Origin of the sequence: Klebsiella quasivariicola, assembly GCF_002269255.1 — a bacterium.
GTDB classification, from domain to species: domain Bacteria; phylum Pseudomonadota; class Gammaproteobacteria; order Enterobacterales; family Enterobacteriaceae; genus Klebsiella; species Klebsiella quasivariicola.
On the sequence record NZ_CP022823.1, the window covers coordinates 4588384 to 4607868 of the forward strand.

Consider the following 19485-nt stretch of genomic DNA (forward strand, 5'->3'; position numbering starts at 1 on the left):
CCGTTAAACCAGGGTACCGTAAATCGTCAACAGCGCCATGATCACCACTACCACCAGCGACGTTTTCTTGGCCATCGATACGGCGGCTTTGGGCGTCGCCACTTTATCCACGTGCGGTTCACGGGCCAGGGAATACTGCGCCAGGCGCGTCAATACCTGATACTGCGACGAATGGCGGTCGCCTAACGAGGCAAACCACGCCGGCAGCGCTTTCTCACCATGCCCCACCAGGGCATAGACTACCCCCACCAGGCGTACCGGCAGCCAGTCCACAATATGCAGAATTCCATCGATCCCGGACTGCAACCGATGGTGCGGCGTCTGGTAGCGAGCCAGCCATGTCTGCCAGGCGCGCAGTACGCTGTAAGCGATAAGCGTCAGAGGGCCCCACGCCCCACCCACCACAAACCAGAACAGCGGCGCCAGATAGTATCGATAGTTAATCCACAGCAGCGCATTTTGCAGCTCACTCAGGTATTCACGCTCATCGCAGCCCGGAGGGACGCCGTGGATCAGCGTCAACTCGCTGGCCATGGCATCGCAGGCGCGACTGTCATTGCGCGACGCTGCTTTCAGATAAGCATGATAATGCAGCCGAACCTTGCCTGCCCCAATGCACAGCAGGCCCAGTAAGATCCAGAACACCAGCAGCGGTACGTTAAACAACTGCCCCTGCAGCAGGCGCTGAATGATATAGACGACCACAACGGCCACCAGCGTCATCAGTAGCGTGCCCAACAGAGAAAAATGTTTTATCCGGCGGAACACCACCTCCAGCCGATGATCAAGCTGCCAGTGTTCGCCCAGCTTAAACAGCCGTTCGGCGATAAGCACCAGCAGCGTCGTAAACAGCGTCATGAGGTCTCCTTTTCTGACGGTACGCTAAGTAGCGCCCGGTATTTTTGCCAGTTAAAGGCCGGTCCCGGATCGGTCTTGCGCACGGGCGCAATATCGCTATGACCTGCAATGTTGTTAGCGATGGCCGGATAACGCGTGATGAGGAGATCGGTTATCGCCGCCAGCTGTCGGTACTGCGCATCGGTATACGCCAGGGTATCCGTGCCTTCCAGCTCAATACCGATGGAAAAATCATTGCAGCGTTCGCGTCCCTGATAACAGGAGACCCCCGCATGCCACGCACGCTTATCGAAAGGCACATACTGCACGATTTCACCATCACGGCGAATCAGACAATGTGCGGAAACACGCAGATGAGCAATCTCCGCAAAGAAAGGATGTGCCTGCGGATCCAGGGTGCCGGTGAACAGCGCATCAATCCACGGGCCACCAAATTCGCCTGGTGGCAAGCTAATGTTATGCACCACCAGTAAGGAAGGGGTTTCTTCATCCGGACGGCAGTCATGGTGCGGCGAGGGAACCCGACGCGCGCCGACCAACCATCCCTCGTTCAACTGCATGCGGGATCTCCTTTCGCGAACTCATGCTTCCGGGCCACACGCCGGCCCAAAGGATGAAGTGTGTATGGTACTGAAACGTCGTTCAGGTTAGCATGTTTCCCACTTCTGAATCTTATCTATCTGGAGCTTTATCATGTCGCCTCGTCGTTATAACCCCGACCGCCGCCGTGACGTGCTGCTGGAACGTATTAATCTCGATATTACCGATGCTGTCGCACACTCCCTGCGGGAAGATTTGGGCGGCGAAGTCGACGCCAACAACGATATTAGCGCACAATTATTGCCACAGGATGCACGCTCTCATGCAGTGGTCATTACCCGCGAAGATGGTGTCTTCTGTGGGAAACGCTGGGTGGAAGAGGTCTTTATTCAGCTCGCCGGCGATGACGTGAACATCACCTGGCATGTGGCCGATGGCGACGCCGTCAAAGCCAACCAGCCGCTGTTCGAACTGGAAGGCCCGTCGCGTATCCTGCTCACCGGCGAACGCACAGCACTGAACTTTGTGCAAACCCTCTCCGGCGTCGCCAGCGTCGTCCGTCGCTATGTCGACCTGCTGGCGGGCACTAAAACTCAACTGCTTGATACGCGTAAAACCCTGCCAGGGCTGCGTACCGCGCTAAAATATGCCGTACTCTGCGGCGGCGGAGCCAACCACCGCCTGGGTCTGTTCGACGCTTTCCTGATTAAAGAAAACCATATCATTGCCTCCGGCTCGATCCGCCAGGCGGTGGAAAAAGCGTTCTGGCTGCACCCTGACGTGCCGGTGGAAGTGGAAGTGGAAACCCTGGATGAGCTGGAGCAGGCGTTAAAAGCCGGCGCTGATATTATTATGCTCGATAACTTCACCACCGACCTGATGCGTGAGGCGGTGAAAATCACCGCGGGCCAGGCGGCGCTGGAGGTTTCCGGTAACGTCACCTTTGACACCATCCGCGAATTTGCCGACACCGGCGTCGACTACATCTCCGTCGGCGCCCTGACCAAACATGTGCAGGCGCTCGACCTGTCGATGCGCTTTCGCTAAGGTTCAGGCCTTCACGTTCTGCTACGTGAAGGCCTAAATTTGCGACCCGTCTCGCAGCCCCCCATGCTCACCCTGCAATCAGAGTAAAAACCCTGGAACCCGGTTTCCCGGATCGTTTTCGTCTCCTCGCCTGGTTCGCGAGATCCCGTCACAGTGCTCCTCTCACAACAAGGAGCGACTTATGGATAAACAACGAGGTTTTACCCTGATTGAACTGATGGTGGTTATTGGGATCATCGCCATTCTCAGCGCCATCGGCATCCCGGCCTATCAAAACTATCTGCGTAAAGCGGCCCTCACCGACCTGCTGCAGACCTTTGTCCCCTACCGGACGGCCATCGAACTTTGCGCGCTCGATCATGGCGGCCTGACGGTATGCGACGGCGGCAGCAACGGCATCCCCTCGCCCACCACCACGCGCTACCTCTCCGCGATGAGCGTGGCCAAAGGCGTCGTCACCCTTACCGGCCAGGAGAGTCTGAATGGACTGGGCGTCACCCTGACCCCGACCTGGGATAACGCCGAGGGCATCACCGGCTGGCAGCGGGTCTGCACCATCACTGGCAACAGCGCGCTTCAGCAGGCCTGCGAAGACGTCTTTCGGGTGAAGTGAGGGCGAAAAGATGAAAACAGAACAGCTGATCCCACTTTGTCGTCGCTATCACGCCCTGCTGTTGCATAGCGATGAGCAGACCATTTCTATTGCGGTGGTGGATACCCCACCGGCGGAGCTGATGGAGGCGCTGCGCTTCGCGACACAAAAACGGATCGATATTGAATGCTGGAACCAGGAACAGATGGACAAGCGTCTGCAGGCCCAGGAAAAGCAGGCGCAACTGGCGCAAAACGCAGGACCAGAAAATATCGCCGAGCGGGTCAACCAGATCCTCGAGCAGGCTCTGCGACAACGAGCATCCGATATCCATATTGAGCCTACGGAAACCCACTTACGCATCCGCCTGCGAGTCGACGGCGTCCTTCACGCCCTGCCGCTACTGGCGCCCGAGCTGGCCGCACCGGTTATCGCGCGACTCAAGGTGATGGCCAGTCTGGATATCGCCGAGCATCGTTTGCCGCAGGACGGCCAGTTCGCCCTCAACCTCGCCGGACGGTCACTCTCCTTTCGTATCGCCACTCTGCCCTGCCGCTATGGCGAAAAAATTGTTCTGCGCCTGCTACATCAGGTGGATCAAGCGCTGGATCTGGAGGCTCTCGGCCTCTCATCCTCCCAGCTGGCGGCCTTTCGCCAGGCGCTGAACCAGCCACAGGGGCTGCTGCTGGTCACCGGCCCAACCGGCAGTGGTAAAACGGTGACCCTCTACAGCGCCCTGCAGGCCAGAAACCGGGAGCAAGTAAACATCTGTAGCGTGGAGGATCCGCTGGAGATCCCTATCGCCGGAATGAATCAGACGCAAATCAACCCCCGCGCCGGACTGACCTTTCACAGCGTGCTGCGCGCCCTGTTACGCCAGGACCCGGATATTGTGATGGTGGGTGAAATCCGCGATGCCGAGACCGCTGAAATCGCGCTCAAAGCCGCCCAGACCGGTCATCTGGTACTGTCCACTCTGCACACCAACTCCACCAGCGAAACCCTGACTCGTTTGCAGCAAATGGGCATTGCTCGCTGGATGATCTCTTCTGCGCTCTCGCTGGTTATCGCCCAGCGTCTGGTCCGCAAGCTGTGTCCCCACTGTCGGCGCAATGCCGGCAGCGCCGCCGACCTGCCGCACAGCCTGTGGCCACGCCCGCTGCCACGCTGGCAGGCGACGGGCTGCGAACACTGCTATCACGGGTATTATGGGCGTCTGGCGCTGTTCGAAGTATTACCTGTCACCCCAGCATTACGTCAGGGAATAGTCCAGGGGTTGAACGCTATTGAAATTGAATCTCTGGCGCGAGCAGCGGGCATGATGACGCTCTTTGAAAGCGGCTGTCAGGCTATCGAGCAGGGATTGACCAGTCTTGAAGAGGTGGTGCGGGTGCTGGGGATACCTCATGGCGACTAAGCGTCTCTGGCGCTGGCGAGGTGTCGATGCGCAGGGCGCGCCTCGTCAGGGGATGTTATGGCAAGCCAGTCGTCTGGAGGCGCTGCACCACCTCCAGCAACAGCGCATCATGCCGCTGGCCGTGCGCCGCTGTCCAGTGAAGCAGAGCCTGTGGCATCCGCGCTACAGTAGCGAAACGATCCGTCAGCTCGCCACTCTTCTGGCGGCCGGGCTGCCGCTGGCGGACGGGTTAACGCTGCTGGCGCAGCAGCAACCGCATGCGCAGTGGCAGGCGCTGCTTGAGGCACTGGGCCGCGAGCTGGCTCAGGGCGTAGCGTTCTCTACCGCGCTGGCGCAGTGGCCGCAGGCCTTTCCGCCCCTTTATCTGGCGATGATTAGCACCGGCGAACTAACGGGCAAGCTTGACATCTGCTGCCTGCAGCTGGCCAACCAGCAGCAGGAGCAGCAGCGGCTTGCCGGTAAGGTCAAAAAAGCGCTGCGCTACCCGCTGATCGTGCTCTCCCTGGCGTTGGTGGTGGTGCTGGGAATGCTCTATTTTGTCCTGCCCGAGTTTACTGCCATCTACCAAACGTTCAATACGCCGCTGCCGCTGTTGACGCGGATCGTCATTGCGGCAGGCGATATGCTGAGTCGTGGTTGGGCACTGCTGTTGGCCATTCTGCTCAGCCCATTGCTGCTCAACCAACTGGTCCGGCAGCGTAGCGACTGGCTGCTGCGTCGCCAGCGTTTGCTTAACGCGCTCCCCCTCGTCGGCCCCCTGATCGGCGGCCAACAGCTGAGTCTGATATTTACCATCCTGGCATTAACCCAAAGCGCTGGCATTAGCTTCCTGCAAGGGCTGCAAAGCGTTGAAGAGACCCTGTCGTGTCCACTGTGGCGTCAGCGCCTGGCACAGGCACGTGAGCGGATAGCGCAAGGAGAACCCATCTGGCAGGCGTTAAGCCGCTGCGGTGGTTTTACACCGCTGTGTCTGCAGCTCATTCGCACCGGTGAAAGCGCGGGGGCCCTGGATCAGATGCTGGAAAACCTGGCACACCATCATCGGGAGCAAACCCATCAGCGCGCCGACAGTCTGGCTGCGCATCTGGAACCTCTCATGCTGGTGATAACCGGCTCGCTGGTCGGCATCCTGGTGGTGGCGATGTATTTGCCCGTTTTTCACCTCGGCGATGCCATTGGCGGGGCGGGAGGATGAGAAATGCTGGCACCGCACTGGCGCCAGCGCAGCCGGTTACAGGCTGTTGAAAACCCGGTTCTCTTGTTCCTGAACGCGGATAAAGGTCGTCCGTTTGGTCAGCTCTTTCAGTCGCGAGGCGCCAACATAGGTGCAGGCAGAACGCAGGCCGCCGAGAATGTCGCGTGCGGTATTGTCCACCGGACCACGCAGCGGCAGCTTAACGGTTTTGCCTTCCGCCGCGCGGTATTTCGCCACACCGCCCACATGGCGCGTCATCGCCGACTCGGAGCTCATGCCGTAGAACAGCATGAATTTCTCGCCGTTTTCTTCAACGATGGTGCCGCCGCTCTCTTCATGGCCTGCCAGCATGCCGCCAAGCATCACGAAATCGGCGCCGCCGCCAAAGGCTTTCGCGACATCGCCAGGCATTGTGCAGCCGCCGTCACTGATGATCTGGCCGCCCAGGCCGTGCGCCGCATCAGCGCACTCAATCACGGCGGAGAGCTGCGGATAGCCGACGCCAGTTTTGACGCGGGTAGTACAGACAGAGCCCGGGCCAATCCCAACTTTCACAATATCGGCGCCGGAGAGGATCAGCTCTTCACACATTTCACCGGTAACTACGTTCCCGGCGATAATGGTTTTCTGCGGCCAGGCTTCGCGGGCTTTCGCCACGAACTGGACGAAGTGCTCAGAGTAGCCGTTGGCGACATCAATGCACACGAAGCTCAGTTGTGGGTTCTGAGAGAGGATCTGTTGGGTCTTTTCGAAATCCGCATCGGAAGTACCGGTGGAAACCATCACATGCTTGAGTGTGTCTGCGGAGGCTTCCTGCACAAACGCCTGCCACTCTTCAGCAGTGTAATGCTTGTGTACCGCGGTCAGAATGCCAAAAGTGGCCAGTGCTTTCGCCATGCTGAAGGTGCCGACGGTATCCATGTTAGCCGCAATAATTGGCACACCGGACCAGGTCTGGCCTGAATGTTTAAAGGTGAATTCACGTTCCAGCTCAACATCAGAACGACTTTTGAGGGTAGAGCGTTTCGGGCGGATAAGAACGTCTTTGAAACCAAGCTTCAGATCTTCTTCAATACGCATGTGCGAATTCCTGGGGTTAATGGCATTAATGTGAGAGCACAACTCCAGTGACGTTATCATACGCACGAATCAGGCCCGCGCAAGACTGCGATTTTCACTTTTTTTACGCTACAATCGTATAAATTTACCTGGTGAATAGTGAAAAAAGCGCTAACGCCTTCACCCGCCAGTGTATTATTTTTAACCATTTGATTTGCTTGATTAAAAGAAACAGAATAGCGGACGGCGTTCCCGGTTGGCACGGGACCTCACAACATGATCACTGTTGCCTCCCCGGCGTACCGCCAGTTATCGCTGTCTGAATACAAATAAATACGAGCAATCCGTTTCAGGGTCAGAAGATATGGGGTACACAGTCGCGTTAACAGGCGGGATCGGTAGCGGTAAAAGTACGGTCGCCGACGCCTTCGCGCAGCTCGGGGTTAACGTTATCGATGCCGATGTCATCGCCCGTCAGGTCGTCGAGCCCGGTACCCCGGCACTCCAGGCCATTGCCGGCCACTTCGGGCCACAGATGATTGCCGCCGACGGCACGCTAAACCGTCGCCTGCTACGGGAAAAAATTTTTGCTCATGTGGAGGAAAAAGCCTGGCTCAACGCGCTGTTGCATCCGCTGATTCAGCAGGAAACGCGCCGCCAGATGCAGGCCGCTACCTCCCCTTATCTCCTCTGGGTCGTACCTTTGCTGGTCGAAAACCGCCTGTCCAGCCAGGCCGATCGCGTACTGGTCGTCGATGTGCCAAAAGAGACGCAAATCGAACGCACTATGCTGCGCGATAAGGTCAGCCGCGAACATGCTGAACATATTCTTGCCGCCCAGGTCTCGCGCGAGCAGCGCCTGGCCATCGCGGACGATGTTATTGAAAACACTGGCACGCCGGATGCAGTGGCATCGGATGTTGCCCGCCTGCACGAAAAGTATTTAACGCTGGCATCGCAGGCCGCCTCACAGGAAAACTCGTAATGCATACCCCCGTTCTGTTTGAACATCCTCTTAATGAGAAAATGCGCACCTGGCTGCGCATTGAATTTCTGATCCAGCAGATGGCTTTCCATCCCCTGATTGCCAGCCATGCCGATGCGCTCCATTTTTTCCGTAACGCCGGCGATCTGCTGGATGTTCTGGAGCGTGGCGAGGTACGTACCGACCTGGTCAAAGAGCTGGATCGTCAGCAGCGTAAGCTCCAGTCCTGGGCAGAAGTGCCGGGCGTCGATCAGGAGCGTATTAACGAGCTGCGCCAGCAGCTGAAGCAGTCCTCCAGCACCCTGATGGCCGCGCCGCGCATTGGTCAGTTTCTGCGTGAAGATCGCCTGATTGCGCTGGTGCGTCAGCGCCTGAGTATTCCTGGCGGCTGCTGTAGCTTCGATTTACCGACCCTGCATATCTGGCTCCATATGCCGCAGTCACATCGTGATGAACAAATAGCCAGCTGGCTTGCCAGCCTCGATCCGCTGGTCCAGTCCCTGAGCCTGATCCTCGATCTGATCCGTAACTCTGCTCAGTTTCGTAAACAGACCAGCCTCAATGGCTTTTACCAGGATAATGGCGAAGACGCCGACCTGCTACGACTGCGTCTCGATCTGGCCTATCAGCTCTATCCACAAATTTCCGGCCATAAGAGCCGTTTCGCCATCCGTTTCCTGCCGCTGGACAGTGAATATGGGATCGTGCCGGAACGCTTTGATTTTGAACTGGCCTGCTGTTAAGGAGATATCATGTCAGAAGAGACTATCGTCCACTGCCCGACCTGCGGCAAAAACGTGGTGTGGGGCGAGCAGAGCCCGTTTCGTCCGTTCTGTAGCAAGCGTTGCCAGCTGATCGATCTGGGAGAATGGGCAGCAGAAGAGAAGCGTATCCCCAGCGCGGGCGATCTCTCCGACAGCGATGACTGGAGCGAACAGCAACCCTGAGGCACTGGGCAGGCTAACCCGACAGGTTTCGGGTTAGCCTCGTAACCTGGGGCTCAGCCCTGGGCAATGAGTTTACTGATAACCGGTTCATTCGCTGGAGGAAACGCTGCCGGATCCAGCGCCAGTCGAGCCATCCAGCATCCCGGCTGTCCCTCTTTGCCCCACGGCTCGCCTTCCCAGTCCTCCACGAGGAAAAACCACAGTGTAATGTGACGATCGGGGAACTGATAATCCAGCTTATCGAAGAGCGTTGCAGTCGTTACCGTAATCCCGACCTCTTCCTGCAGCTCGCGTACTAGCGCCTGCTCCGGCGTTTCATCAGATTCAATCTTCCCGCCCGGGAACTCCAGCTTATTCGCCATGTGGGCATCAGCAGAACGCTGGGTTATAAAGATTTCGCCTTGCGGATTGCGAATGATCCCGACGGCAATTTGCAGTGTTTTCATTAAATCAGCTCCATAAAAAAGGCGCAGAACTCTGCGCCTTTTTTATCAGCCCTTAGCTCAGACGGCCGTGGCACTGTTTGTATTTTTTACCGGAACCGCACGGACAGGGATCGTTACGCCCCACTTTACGCTCGCCGGTTTGTGCCGCCAGATCCTGGGCTGCGGCTTCATCATCGCTCTGATGGCTAAGCTGCTGCATCTGCGCCAGGCGCTCGGCCTCTTCACGACGCTGCTGTTCCATCGCCTCGACTTCTTCCGGCATCCGCACCTGGACTTTGCTCAGGGTGCTGATCACTTCATACTTCAGTGACTCCAGCATCGCCGCAAACATAGAGAACGATTCGCGCTTGTACTCCTGCTTCGGATCTTTCTGCGCATAGCCACGCAGATGGATCCCCTGGCGCAGGTAATCCATCGCCGCCAGGTGCTCTTTCCACAGCGAATCCAGGGTCTGCAGCATCACGCCTTTCTCGAAGTGGCGCATCATCTCGGCACCGACCACTTCTTCTTTACGCTGGTAGGTTTCTACCGCGCTCTGCAGAATACGTTCGCGCAGGGTCTCTTCATGCAGCTCCGGCTCTTTATCCAGCCACTCTTTAATTGGCAGGTCGAGGTCGAAATCGTTTTTCAGGCGCTCCTGCAGACCTTCGATATCCCACATCTCCTCCAGCGACTGCGGCGGAATATGGGCGTCGATCGTTGCTTTAAAGACGTCTTCGCGGATGCTGTTAATGGTTTCGCTGACGTCAGACACATCCAGCAGCTCGTTACGCTGGGTGTAGATCGCCCGGCGCTGGTCGTTGGCCACATCATCATATTCCAGCAGCTGCTTACGAATATCGAAGTTACGGCTTTCCACTTTACGCTGCGCGTTGGCGATAGCCTTGGTGACCCACGGGTGCTCAATAGCTTCACCCGGCTTCATCCCCAGTTTGCGCATCATACCGGACACACGATCGGAGGCGAAGATACGCATCAGGGCATCTTCCATCGACAGATAGAAGCGGGAAGAACCGGCATCCCCCTGACGACCGGCACGGCCACGCAGCTGGTTATCGATACGGCGTGATTCATGACGCTCGGTGCCGATGATGTGCAGACCGCCTGCCGCCAGGACTGCATCATGGCGCACCTGCCAGTCAGCTTTGATTTTTTCAATCTGCTCTGGCGTTGGATTTTCCAGCGCGGCGACTTCGGCCTGCCAGCTACCGCCCAGCATAATATCGGTACCACGACCCGCCATGTTGGTGGCGATGGTCACCGCGGAAGGGTAGCCCGCCTGGGCGACGATATCCGCTTCGCTGGCGTGGAATTTGGCGTTCAGGACGTTGTGTTTAATGCCCGCTTTGGTCAGCTCACGAGAGACCACTTCAGATTTTTCGATCGAGATAGTACCGACCAGCACCGGCTGACCGGCAGCGGTACGGTCTTTAATATCTTCGATAATTGCCTGAATTTTTTCCGCTTCGGTCATATAGACCAGGTCCGCCATGTCTTTACGGATCATCGGACGGTTGGTCGGCACAACCACGGTATCCAGCTTATAGATCGAACTGAATTCGAAGGCTTCGGTATCCGCTGTACCGGTCATCCCCGCCAGCTTCTCGTACAGACGGAAATAGTTCTGGAAGGTGATTGAAGCCAGAGTCTGGTTCTCGTTCTGGATCTCCACGCCCTCTTTGGCCTCAACGGCCTGGTGCAGACCATCGGACCAGCGGCGCCCCTGCATCGTACGGCCAGTGTGCTCATCGACGATAATGACTTCACCATCTTTAACAATGTAGTCAACGTCGCGGGTGAACAGCGCGTGGGCACGTAGCGCGGCGGTCACGTGGTGCATCAGCATAATGTTGGTCGGGGAGTACAGTGACTCGCCTTCATCCATAATGCCTTCCTGTACCAGCAGCTCTTCAATCAGCACCAGACCACGTTCGGTCAGGTTAACCTGGCGCGCTTTCTCGTCAACGGAGAAGTGGCCTTCACCAGTAAAGGTATCCGAATCCTCTTTTTCCTGGCGGATCAGGTGCGGAATGATCTTGTTGACCTTACGGTACATTTCCGAGCTGTCTTCCGCCGGGCCGGAAATGATCAGCGGGGTACGCGCTTCGTCGATCAGGATGGAGTCCACCTCATCCACCAGCGCATAGTGCAGTTTACGTTGAACGCGCTCTTCCGGGCTGAAGGCCATGTTGTCGCGCAGATAGTCGAAGCCGTATTCGTTGTTGGTGCCGTAGGTGATATCGGCAGCGTAGGCTTCACGCTTCGCTGGCGCTGGCAGGCCGGACATGTTGATGCCAACCGTCATGCCAAGGAATTCAAACAGCGGGCGGTTATTTTCGGCGTCACGCTGGGCCAGGTAGTCGTTGACGGTCACCACGTGAACGCCTTTCCCGGTCAGCGCGTTGAGGTACGCCGGCAGGGTTGCGGTCAGAGTTTTACCTTCACCGGTACGCATCTCGGCGATGCAGCGATCGTTAAGCACCATACCGCCCAGCAGCTGGACGTCAAAGTGCCGCATGCCGAACACGCGCTTACTGGCTTCGCGAACGACGGCGAAGGCTTCCGGGATCAGATTCTCCAGCACTTCGCCTTTTTCCAGACGCGCGCGGAATTCCGCGGTTTTCGCTTTAAGCTCGTCATCAGAGAGTTTTTCCATCGCCGGTTCCATACCATTGATGATATTGACGACTTTGCGCATACGACGCAGCGTACGGTCGTTACGGCTACCGAAAACCTTAGTTAACATTTTAATAAGCATAATAAAATCTCAAACGCCCCGCGGTGCGGAGTCACAAAAAAATAAGATGGTCCGTGTTTATTTTCAGCTGAGACGTTGAGGCCCTGCGCGGATCCCTGTCACCTGGCTTATCCAGGCGCTGACGCGGAACGCAGAATATGAGGAAGGGATATATGCCGCCTGGCGGATCACCACCGGCGGCGTGCTGTCCTGAGTCAGCAGCGCGCTGAGTGTATCGAGCAGCGCCAGATGCTGCGCCTGCAATGGGGACGCTTCTTCCGCCACTGGCAACGCCTGCGGTGCCATGGCGAAGGAGAGATGGCGAATAACGGTGCGAATGGCGTGCTGATGCCAGTAATCGACGGTAAAGTTGGGCCGACGATTGGTCTCCAGCAGCGCCAGCTGAGAGAAATTAACTTTGCTCGGATTGTGATTGCTGGCGGTCGCTTTCGCCGGCGCCGTGGTCTCATGGCCGTTGCTTAACGCAGGCAGGCCGAGGCTGGCCGCGACCATCCCCAACAGGAGATGCGGCCAAAAATACCGTCTGCCAAACTGTCGCCAGCGCGTCAGCAATCCACTCACGTTCATTACCTTTCTTTGGTATACCCGTTATCGTTCAGGCTGTCTCTTTATTGACGTTTTTCGCAGGACAACCTGATGTCTACGGGGTAAAGCAATCCGGAGAAATAATTTTGCGCTCAAATACTAACATTAATACCGCGCAGAGGCAGCAGGAATGAAGGCCATTGCCGGGGGAAAACGCTTAATAAAGCAGCGAACGCGCGCTAACTATTGCCCAGCAATCACTACGAAAAATAACTGGAAGTGGTTATAAAAGAAAAACGACTGGCTCCCTGGTCGGAGAGAGTACCAGGTTACCAGTCGAATTTACTGAATGGTCAGGCTTACGCCAGAACCATCGACGGTGCGCGGAACGCCAGTGGCAGTTTTGCGTCGTCTTCGAAGGTCACATACTCCCAGGCTTCCTGTTTTGCCAGAACAGCCTGCAGCAGTTTGTTATTTAACGCGTGACCCGATTTGTACGCCGTGAATGCGCCGATAATGTTGTGACCACACATAAACAGGTCACCGATCGCATCCAGCATTTTGTGACGCACAAATTCGTCTTCAAAGCGCAGACCGTCTTCGTTCAGTACGCGATAATCGTCAACAACGATGGCACAATCGAAGCTGCCGCCCAGGCACAGGCCGCGGGACTGCAGATATTCGATATCGCGCATAAAACCGAAGGTACGCGCACGGCTAATCTGGCGCATGAACGCATCGGCCGAGAAGTTCAGCGTATAGCGCTGGGTGCTGGCATCAATTGCCGGATGGTTAAAATCGATGGTGAAATCCAGCGAAAAACCATTGTACGGTTTGAATTCAGCCCATTTGTCGCCATCTTCGACGCGAACCGTCTCTTTGATACGAACAAATTTCTTGGCGCAGTTCAGTTCATCAATGCCGGCGTCCAGCAACAGATAAACGAACGGAGCCGCACTACCGTCCATAATCGGGATTTCTGGCGCATCGACTTCAACAATGATGTTGTCGATACCCAGGCCAGCCAATGCGGCGTTCAGGTGTTCAACCGTAGAAATCCGCACGTCATGCTCATTAACCAGGCAAGTACAGAGCATGGTATCACGCACAGATTTGGCATCAGCCGGAAAATCAACCGGTGGATTCAAGTCGGTGCGACGATAGATGACCCCGGTATTTGCCGGCGCAGGGCGTAACGTCAGCGTGACTTTCTTGCCGGTATGCAAACCGACACCAGTCGCCTGAACGATACGTTTAAGAGTCCTTTGTTTGATCATCGTATAATCTCGCCAATTTACCTATCCAACCGAAGTGTACACCACTATCGGGAGGCCAGTTTAGCACAAAGAGCGCAGATGCCCAACTTCCAGTCGATTCTTAATCGGCTTGCTTACGCAGGAAGGCTGGGATATCCAGATAATCTGGCTCTTTCGCGGTTTGCGGCGTGTTGTCGTTCACCACTTTTGCTGCCGGCTTCTGCTCTTGCGTCAGCGGCGACATACCGTGCTGCTGGTAGCGATCCATCACCGGCTGCTGAACCTGTTTGTTGGTCACCAGGGTAATTTCCGGACGCTTGTCCATACCGATACCGGTGGCAACAACGGTGACACGCAGCTCGTCGTTCATATCCGGGTCCAGAGAGGTACCGATAACCACGGTCGCGTTATCCGAAGCAAAGGCGCGGATAGTGTTACCCACGGTCTCGAACTCATCCAGACGCAGGTCAAAGCCGGCGGTGATGTTGACCAGTACGCCGCGCGCACCGGACAGATCGATATCTTCCAGCAGCGGAGAAGAGATAGCCATTTCAGCCGCTTCTTCCGCACGGTCTTCACCGCTCGCCACGCCGGAGCCCATCATGGCGTAGCCCATTTCCGACATCACGGTACGCACGTCCGCGAAGTCGACGTTCATCAGACCCGGACGGGTAATCAGTTCAGCAATACCCTGCACCGCGCCTTTCAGTACGTCGTTCGCCGCGCCGAAAGCGTCGAGCAGAGAGATACCGCGACCCAGTACTTTCAGCAGCTTGTCGTTCGGGATGGTGATCAGTGAGTCAACGTGCTTGGACAGCTCGGTGATCCCCTGCTCAGCAAACGCCATGCGCTTCTTGCCTTCAAAGTTAAACGGCTTAGTGACGACCGCAACGGTCAGGATCCCCAGATCCTTCGCCACTTCCGCAACAACAGGTGCCGCACCGGTACCGGTACCGCCGCCCATGCCTGCCGCGATGAACACCATGTCTGCGCCATCAAGAGCCGCACGCAGCGCTTCACGGTCTTCGTCAGCCGCGTTACGGCCGACTTCCGGGTTCGCGCCTGCGCCCAGACCTTTGGTAATACCACTACCGATCTGGATAGTCTGGCCAACAGCCGTTTTACGCAGCGCCTGCGCATCGGTGTTCACCGCGAAGAATTCAACACCCTCAATGCGCTCGCGCACCATGTGTTCAACGGCATTACCGCCGCCGCCACCGACGCCGATGACTTTAATCACCGCGTCGTTGGTCAGTTCCATAGGTTCAAACATAGTTTCTCTCCGTCTTGTGCCTGTCGCCTGAGAACGCTAATTGTCTGCGTTCTCTTAAAAAATTAAAACTCTTTTCGCAGCCAGCTGTTCAGTCGTTTGATCCACGACCCTACTGAGGCTGTCACACGTTTTTCCACTTCTGCCTCACCACTGAGATGTGACTCTTTCCCGTAGTGCAGCAGACCCACTGCCGTTGAATAATACGGCTCTTGGGCATAATCCGTTAAACCGGTGATATTCAGCGGCGCGCCAATACGCACTTGCGTATGGAACACCCGCTGAGCACAGGCGGCAAGCCCTTCAATTTGCGCCGCGCCGCCGGTTAAAACAATTCCCGCTGCCAGATGATGTTTGACACCCTGCTGGCGGAGCTGTTCCTGCAGCTGCAGGATCTCTTCATTGACCAGATTAAGCAGCTCGGTGTAGCGTGGTTCAATGACCTCTGCCAGCGTCTGACGCTGCAGGCTACGCGGCGGACGCCCGCCAACGCTCGGCACTTCGACGTTTTCGTCTTTGCCGACAATGGAACCTAATGCACAGCCGTGACGAACCTTGATCGCTTCGGCATCGCTCGGCGGTGTACCGAAGGCATAGGCGATATCGCTGGTTACCACGTTCCCTGCATAAGGGATCACCTTGGTGTGACGCAGCGCGCCACCGGTGTAGACCGCGATATCCATTGTACCACCGCCGATGTCTACGACGCAGACGCCCAGCTCACGTTCGTCTTCTGTTAATACGGAATAACTGGCCGCTAAGCCGGCGAAAATCAGTTGGTCAACTTTCAGACCACAACGTTCCACCGCTTTAACAATGTTTTTCGCCATATCGTTATGGCAGGTAATCAAATGTACCTTCGCCTGCATACGCACGCCGGACAGTCCTACCGGGTTTTTAATCCCTTCCTGATAGTCGATAGCGTATTCCTGCGGGATGACGTGCAGGACGCGATGTTCATCGCGTACACGAACCGACTTCGCGGTATGGACCACGTTCTCGACGTCGTCCTGCGTCACTTCTTCTTCCGAAATCGGTACCATCCCGATTTCATTCTGACAGCTTATATGTTTACCCGAAAGTGCCAAATAAACTGATGAAATCTGGCAATCCGCCATCAGTTCGGCCTGATCGATGGCGCGCTGTACGCATTTCACCACCGACTCAAGGTCGTTCACACCGCCTTTATCCATACCCCGCGATGGGCAACTGCCCACGCCGATGATATTAATCATGCCGTCGGGCAGAACTTCCCCTACTAAAGCGGCCACCTTGGCGGTGCCAATCTCCAGTCCAACTACCAGTTTTCTGTCCGTCGCCTTGATCATTGTTGTTCTGCCTGTGCCTGATTCTGTTGTTGATTAGTTTCCTCTGCGGGAGCAGGTACCCAGCCCACTGCCGCACCCGAGTCATAACGCAAATCAACGTAGCTAATCCGTTTGCCGTCGGTCTGCGCCTGTTGCTGAAGAACCGGGTAGAGTTCCATAAAGCGCTGAAGCCGTTTCATGGTATCGCCACGGCCAAGGTTGAGCTTAATGTCATTATTAAGCGTCAACTGCCAGGAGCGACGGGCGGTCATCGCCGCCACTTTCAACGTGAATTTATCCTTTGCCAGCACCTGCCCCATGTCACGATACCCCTGCAGCACTTCGTTCTCGCTGCCTTCCGGGCCGTACAACATCGGTAAATTCTGTTTGCTGGTGCGATCCGCCGGCACGCTGAAGGCATTTCCTTCTGCATCCACCATATGTTGATCATTCCAGCGCGCAATCGGCACATATTCAACCAGATGAATCTTCAATTCATCGGGCCACTGCTTTCTGACACTCGCCTGCTTAATCCACGGCAGGCGTTCAATTTGACTCTGAATGATATTCACATCCTGAGTCATAAAGGTTCCCGGCGAACCCAGCGCCAGGATCGCCTGGCGAATGTCATCATTGCGCGTATAGTGGCGCTCGCCGGTGACGACCATCTTCGACAGCGGTAAGCGCTGCGCATCTTCCATCCAGCCAAGAACCATCCACCCGCTGACCAACACGGTACACAAGACCGCCAGCAGGAAAACGATACCTGCCAGCCGGGTTCCATTATTCCGACGCGAAGAAGCAATCGACTCTTCTTCCTGGTTCCGCGTATTCAGCGCAGCCTGCGACATATCACCCCGCCAGGTCCAGAATTCGTACAACAAGCTGCGAGAAGCTCATCCCCGCCTGACGCGCCGCCATCGGTACAAGGCTATGGCTGGTCATGCCCGGGGAAGTATTCGCTTCCAGCAGATAAAACTGGCCATCGCTGTCCAGCATCACGTCAATACGGCCCCAGCCTTTGCAACCCAGAACATTCCAGGCTTTAAGCACCAGGCTCTGGATGGCTGACTCACGCGCGGGATCTTCAAATCCTGGGCAGAAATATTGCGTCTCATCAGAGAGATACTTCGCCTCATAATCATAGAAGGTTCCCGCGGCCTGGATACGTATTGACGGTAAAATTTCTTCACCGACGATGGCGACGGTAAATTCCGGCCCACTGAGCCATTTTTCAACCAAAACTTCATCATCATGCTGAAAAGCCAGCGCCAATGCACTCGGTAAATCACAGCTTTCACTGACTTTCGACATCCCGACGCTTGAGCCTTCACGGCTGGGCTTGATGATGACCGGCAGCCCCAGCGCCGCAATCTGTTGTTCATCTTCAGCAGAAAGCCCGGCGTTGAACTGGGCGCGGGTCAGCGCCACCCACGGCGCGACCGGCAATCCCGCCCCCTGCCACAGCCATTTGCTGCGCAGTTTATCCATCGACAGCGCGGAAGCCATCACGCCGCTGCCGGTATAAGGCAGTTGGATCAGATCCAGCAGCCCTTGCAGGGTGCCATCTTCCCCGCCGCGACCATGCAGGGCAATAAACGCTTTCTTAAAGCCCAGATTTTTTAGCTGGGTAATATCGACATCGCGCGGGTCAACCGGATGGGCATCCACCCCGCCTTCACGCAGCCCGGCCAACACCGCGGCGCCTGAATTCAGCGACACTTCACGTTCAGCGGAGGTTCCACCGAAAAGCACCGCGATTTTATCAGCCATGGCGCTCTTCCTCCGTTTTTTGCGGAATCAGTTTGATTTCAGCCAGGTGACGGGCAATTTTTCCGATGTTTCCGGCGCCCTGCACCAACACTAAATCGTTACCGGTCAGTACCGACGCCAGCATCTCCGCCGCCTGAGCCGGATCGGATACCAGGATTGGGTCCACTTTTCCACGGCCGCGAATGGTGCGACACAGGGAACGGCTGTCGGCGCCAGGGATCGGCGCTTCGCCCGCCGGATAGACGTCCAGCATCAGCAGGGCATCGACCTGAGTCAGCACGTTGGCAAAATCGTCATACAGATCGCGTGTACGGGTGTAACGGTGCGGCTGGAAAACCATCACCAGATTTTTATCCGGCCAACCAGCACGTGCCGCTTTAATCGTGGCGTCCACTTCCGTCGGGTGATGACCGTAATCGTCGATCAGCATCGCGCTACCGCTCTTGCCGTTGACTTCCGCCAGCGGATATTCGCCAAGGAAGTCGAAGCGGCGGCCGGTGCCCTGGAAACTTTCCAGCGCGCGCAGGATCGCCTGGTCATCAATCCCCTCTTCCGTCGCCACGGCAACCGCAGCCGCCGCGTTCAATGCGTTATGGCGTCCCGGGGCATTGAGCGTGACCTGCAGGATCTCTTTATCCTGACGCACCAGGCGAAAATGGCCTTGAGCCCCAAGCTGACGGTAGTCCTCGACGCGAACGTCGGCGTCGTCGCTAAAACCGTAGGTCGTGATCTGCCGGCCGACGCGCGGCAGCAGTTCACGAATAACCGGGTCGTCCACGCACATCACCGCACGTCCGTAGAACGGCAGGTTGTGCAGAAAATTAATAAAGGTCTGCTTCAGATTCTCAAAGTCACCATGGTAAGTATCCATATGGTCGGCTTCGATGTTGGTCACAATCGCGACCATCGGCTGCAGATGCAGGAACGACGCGTCGCTTTCATCGGCTTCCGCAATCAGGTAACGGCTGTGGCCGAGACGCGCATGGACGCCCGCCGCTTTGACCAACCCACCGTTGACGAAGGTTGGGTCAAGCCCGGCTTCGGCGTAAATACTCGACACCATCGCGGTGGTGGTGGTTTTGCCATGCGTTCCGGCAATCGCAATCCCGTGGCGGAAGCGCATCAGCTCCGCCAGCATTTCCGCACGGCGGATCACCGGGATGCGCGCCTCGTGCGCGGCAACGATTTCCGGGTTATCCGCGGAGATCGCGCTGGAGACGACAACAACGCTGGCATCGCGCACGTTTTCCGGGCGATGGTTGAAATAAATGGTGGCGCCAAGCTGCGACAGCTGCTGGGTCACCGGATTCGGCGCCAGGTCGGAGCCGCTTATCTGATAACCTTCATTCGCCAACACTTCGGCAATACCGCCCATACCGGCACCACCGATGCCGACAAAGTGAATGTGCCGGACGCGACGCATCTCGGGCACTATGGAACGCAGTTTTGCCAAATCTTGTGTATTCATTCTTTACGCCATCAACTTCTTTATTCGGGCGGTGAAACTCAC

The 19485-nt window shown here is 56.7% G+C and carries 19 protein-coding genes; 7 read left to right on the top strand and 12 right to left on the bottom strand.

Annotated elements, in window-relative coordinates:
• Positions 1 to 3 precede the first annotated feature (3 nt).
• Both ampE and ampD read right to left on the bottom strand, forming a co-directional pair.
• Positions 4 to 858, bottom strand: a complete 855-nt coding sequence (gene ampE / locus B8P98_RS23170; protein ID WP_025710979.1) for a beta-lactamase regulator AmpE — start codon at positions 856 to 858, stop codon at positions 4 to 6.
• The gene (gene ampD, locus B8P98_RS23175) at positions 855 to 1418 is read right to left on the bottom strand and encodes a 1,6-anhydro-N-acetylmuramyl-L-alanine amidase AmpD (RefSeq protein ID WP_025710980.1); all 564 of its coding nucleotides are present in this window, start codon (positions 1416 to 1418) and stop codon (positions 855 to 857) included. The genes ampE and ampD overlap by 4 nt, the downstream gene beginning before the upstream one ends.
• A gap of 133 nt (positions 1419 to 1551) precedes the next feature.
• Here ampD and nadC point away from each other — a divergent pair, with 133 nt between their 5' ends.
• The 4 genes from nadC to hofC all read left to right on the top strand — a co-directional run bounded on the left by nadC (position 1552) and on the right by hofC (position 5649).
• The gene (gene nadC / locus B8P98_RS23180) at positions 1552 to 2445 is read left to right on the top strand and encodes a carboxylating nicotinate-nucleotide diphosphorylase (protein WP_025710981.1); all 894 of its coding nucleotides are present in this window, start codon (positions 1552 to 1554) and stop codon (positions 2443 to 2445) included.
• Between the two features lie 181 nt (positions 2446 to 2626).
• Positions 2627 to 3058 (top strand): prepilin peptidase-dependent pilin, encoded by a 432-nt coding sequence (gene ppdD, locus B8P98_RS23185; RefSeq protein ID WP_025710982.1) that lies wholly within the window; start codon positions 2627 to 2629, stop codon positions 3056 to 3058.
• 10 nt (positions 3059 to 3068) lie between these two features.
• Positions 3069 to 4454, top strand: a complete 1386-nt coding sequence (gene gspE, locus B8P98_RS23190) for a type II secretion system protein GspE (protein ID WP_025710983.1) — start codon at positions 3069 to 3071, stop codon at positions 4452 to 4454.
• Complete coding sequence (gene hofC, locus B8P98_RS23195; RefSeq protein ID WP_025710984.1) at positions 4444 to 5649, top strand: protein transport protein HofC; 1206 nt, start codon at positions 4444 to 4446, stop codon at positions 5647 to 5649. The genes gspE and hofC overlap by 11 nt, the downstream gene beginning before the upstream one ends.
• A gap of 36 nt (positions 5650 to 5685) precedes the next feature.
• Here hofC and B8P98_RS23200 read toward each other — a convergent pair whose 3' ends face one another.
• Entirely contained in the window at positions 5686 to 6729 is a 1044-nt protein-coding gene (locus tag B8P98_RS23200) for a GMP reductase (protein WP_025710985.1), read from the bottom strand.
• Positions 6730 to 7072: 343 nt separating this feature from the next.
• Here B8P98_RS23200 and coaE point away from each other — a divergent pair, with 343 nt between their 5' ends.
• Genes coaE through yacG form a run of 3 tightly spaced genes read left to right on the top strand, consistent with a single transcriptional unit; the run spans position 7073 to position 8640 of the window.
• Positions 7073 to 7693: a dephospho-CoA kinase gene (coaE, locus tag B8P98_RS23205; protein WP_025710986.1), complete on the top strand. Its 621-nt coding sequence runs from the start codon at positions 7073 to 7075 to the stop codon at positions 7691 to 7693.
• Positions 7693 to 8436 carry a cell division protein ZapD gene (gene zapD, locus B8P98_RS23210; RefSeq protein ID WP_025710987.1) on the top strand — a complete coding sequence of 248 codons (744 nt, stop codon included), beginning with the start codon at positions 7693 to 7695 and terminating at the stop codon, positions 8434 to 8436. The genes coaE and zapD overlap by 1 nt, the downstream gene beginning before the upstream one ends.
• Before the next feature lie 9 nt (positions 8437 to 8445).
• Complete coding sequence (yacG, locus tag B8P98_RS23215; RefSeq protein WP_025710988.1) at positions 8446 to 8640, top strand: DNA gyrase inhibitor YacG; 195 nt, start codon at positions 8446 to 8448, stop codon at positions 8638 to 8640.
• Positions 8641 to 8693: 53 nt separating this feature from the next.
• Here the strand turns inward: yacG and mutT are convergent, their stop codons facing one another.
• The 9 genes from mutT to murC form a co-directional block, all read right to left on the bottom strand.
• Complete coding sequence (gene mutT / locus B8P98_RS23220) at positions 8694 to 9086, bottom strand: 8-oxo-dGTP diphosphatase MutT (protein WP_025710989.1); 393 nt, start codon at positions 9084 to 9086, stop codon at positions 8694 to 8696.
• Positions 9087 to 9138: 52 nt separating this feature from the next.
• Positions 9139 to 11844, bottom strand: a complete 2706-nt coding sequence (secA, locus tag B8P98_RS23225; RefSeq protein WP_080897855.1) for a preprotein translocase subunit SecA — start codon at positions 11842 to 11844, stop codon at positions 9139 to 9141.
• A 63-nt stretch (positions 11845 to 11907) separates the two neighbouring features.
• Positions 11908 to 12405 carry a secA translation cis-regulator SecM gene (gene secM, locus B8P98_RS23230; RefSeq protein ID WP_202806976.1) on the bottom strand — a complete coding sequence of 166 codons (498 nt, stop codon included), beginning with the start codon at positions 12403 to 12405 and terminating at the stop codon, positions 11908 to 11910.
• 323 nt (positions 12406 to 12728) lie between these two features.
• The gene (gene lpxC / locus B8P98_RS23235) at positions 12729 to 13646 is read right to left on the bottom strand and encodes a UDP-3-O-acyl-N-acetylglucosamine deacetylase (RefSeq protein WP_025710992.1); all 918 of its coding nucleotides are present in this window, start codon (positions 13644 to 13646) and stop codon (positions 12729 to 12731) included.
• A 100-nt stretch (positions 13647 to 13746) separates the two neighbouring features.
• Entirely contained in the window at positions 13747 to 14898 is a 1152-nt protein-coding gene (gene ftsZ, locus B8P98_RS23240) for a cell division protein FtsZ (RefSeq protein WP_002888628.1), read from the bottom strand.
• Between the two features lie 62 nt (positions 14899 to 14960).
• Entirely contained in the window at positions 14961 to 16223 is a 1263-nt protein-coding gene (gene ftsA, locus B8P98_RS23245) for a cell division protein FtsA (RefSeq protein ID WP_002888625.1), read from the bottom strand.
• A complete protein-coding gene (gene ftsQ / locus B8P98_RS23250) occupies positions 16220 to 17053 on the bottom strand; it encodes a cell division protein FtsQ (protein ID WP_025710995.1) in 834 nt (277 codons plus the stop codon). Before ftsQ ends, ftsA begins: the two co-directional genes overlap by 4 nt.
• Position 17054: 1 nt before the next feature.
• Complete coding sequence (locus tag B8P98_RS23255) at positions 17055 to 17975, bottom strand: D-alanine--D-alanine ligase (protein WP_025710996.1); 921 nt, start codon at positions 17973 to 17975, stop codon at positions 17055 to 17057.
• Complete coding sequence (gene murC / locus B8P98_RS23260; protein ID WP_025710997.1) at positions 17968 to 19443, bottom strand: UDP-N-acetylmuramate--L-alanine ligase; 1476 nt, start codon at positions 19441 to 19443, stop codon at positions 17968 to 17970. Before murC ends, B8P98_RS23255 begins: the two co-directional genes overlap by 8 nt.
• Positions 19444 to 19485 lie beyond the last annotated feature (42 nt).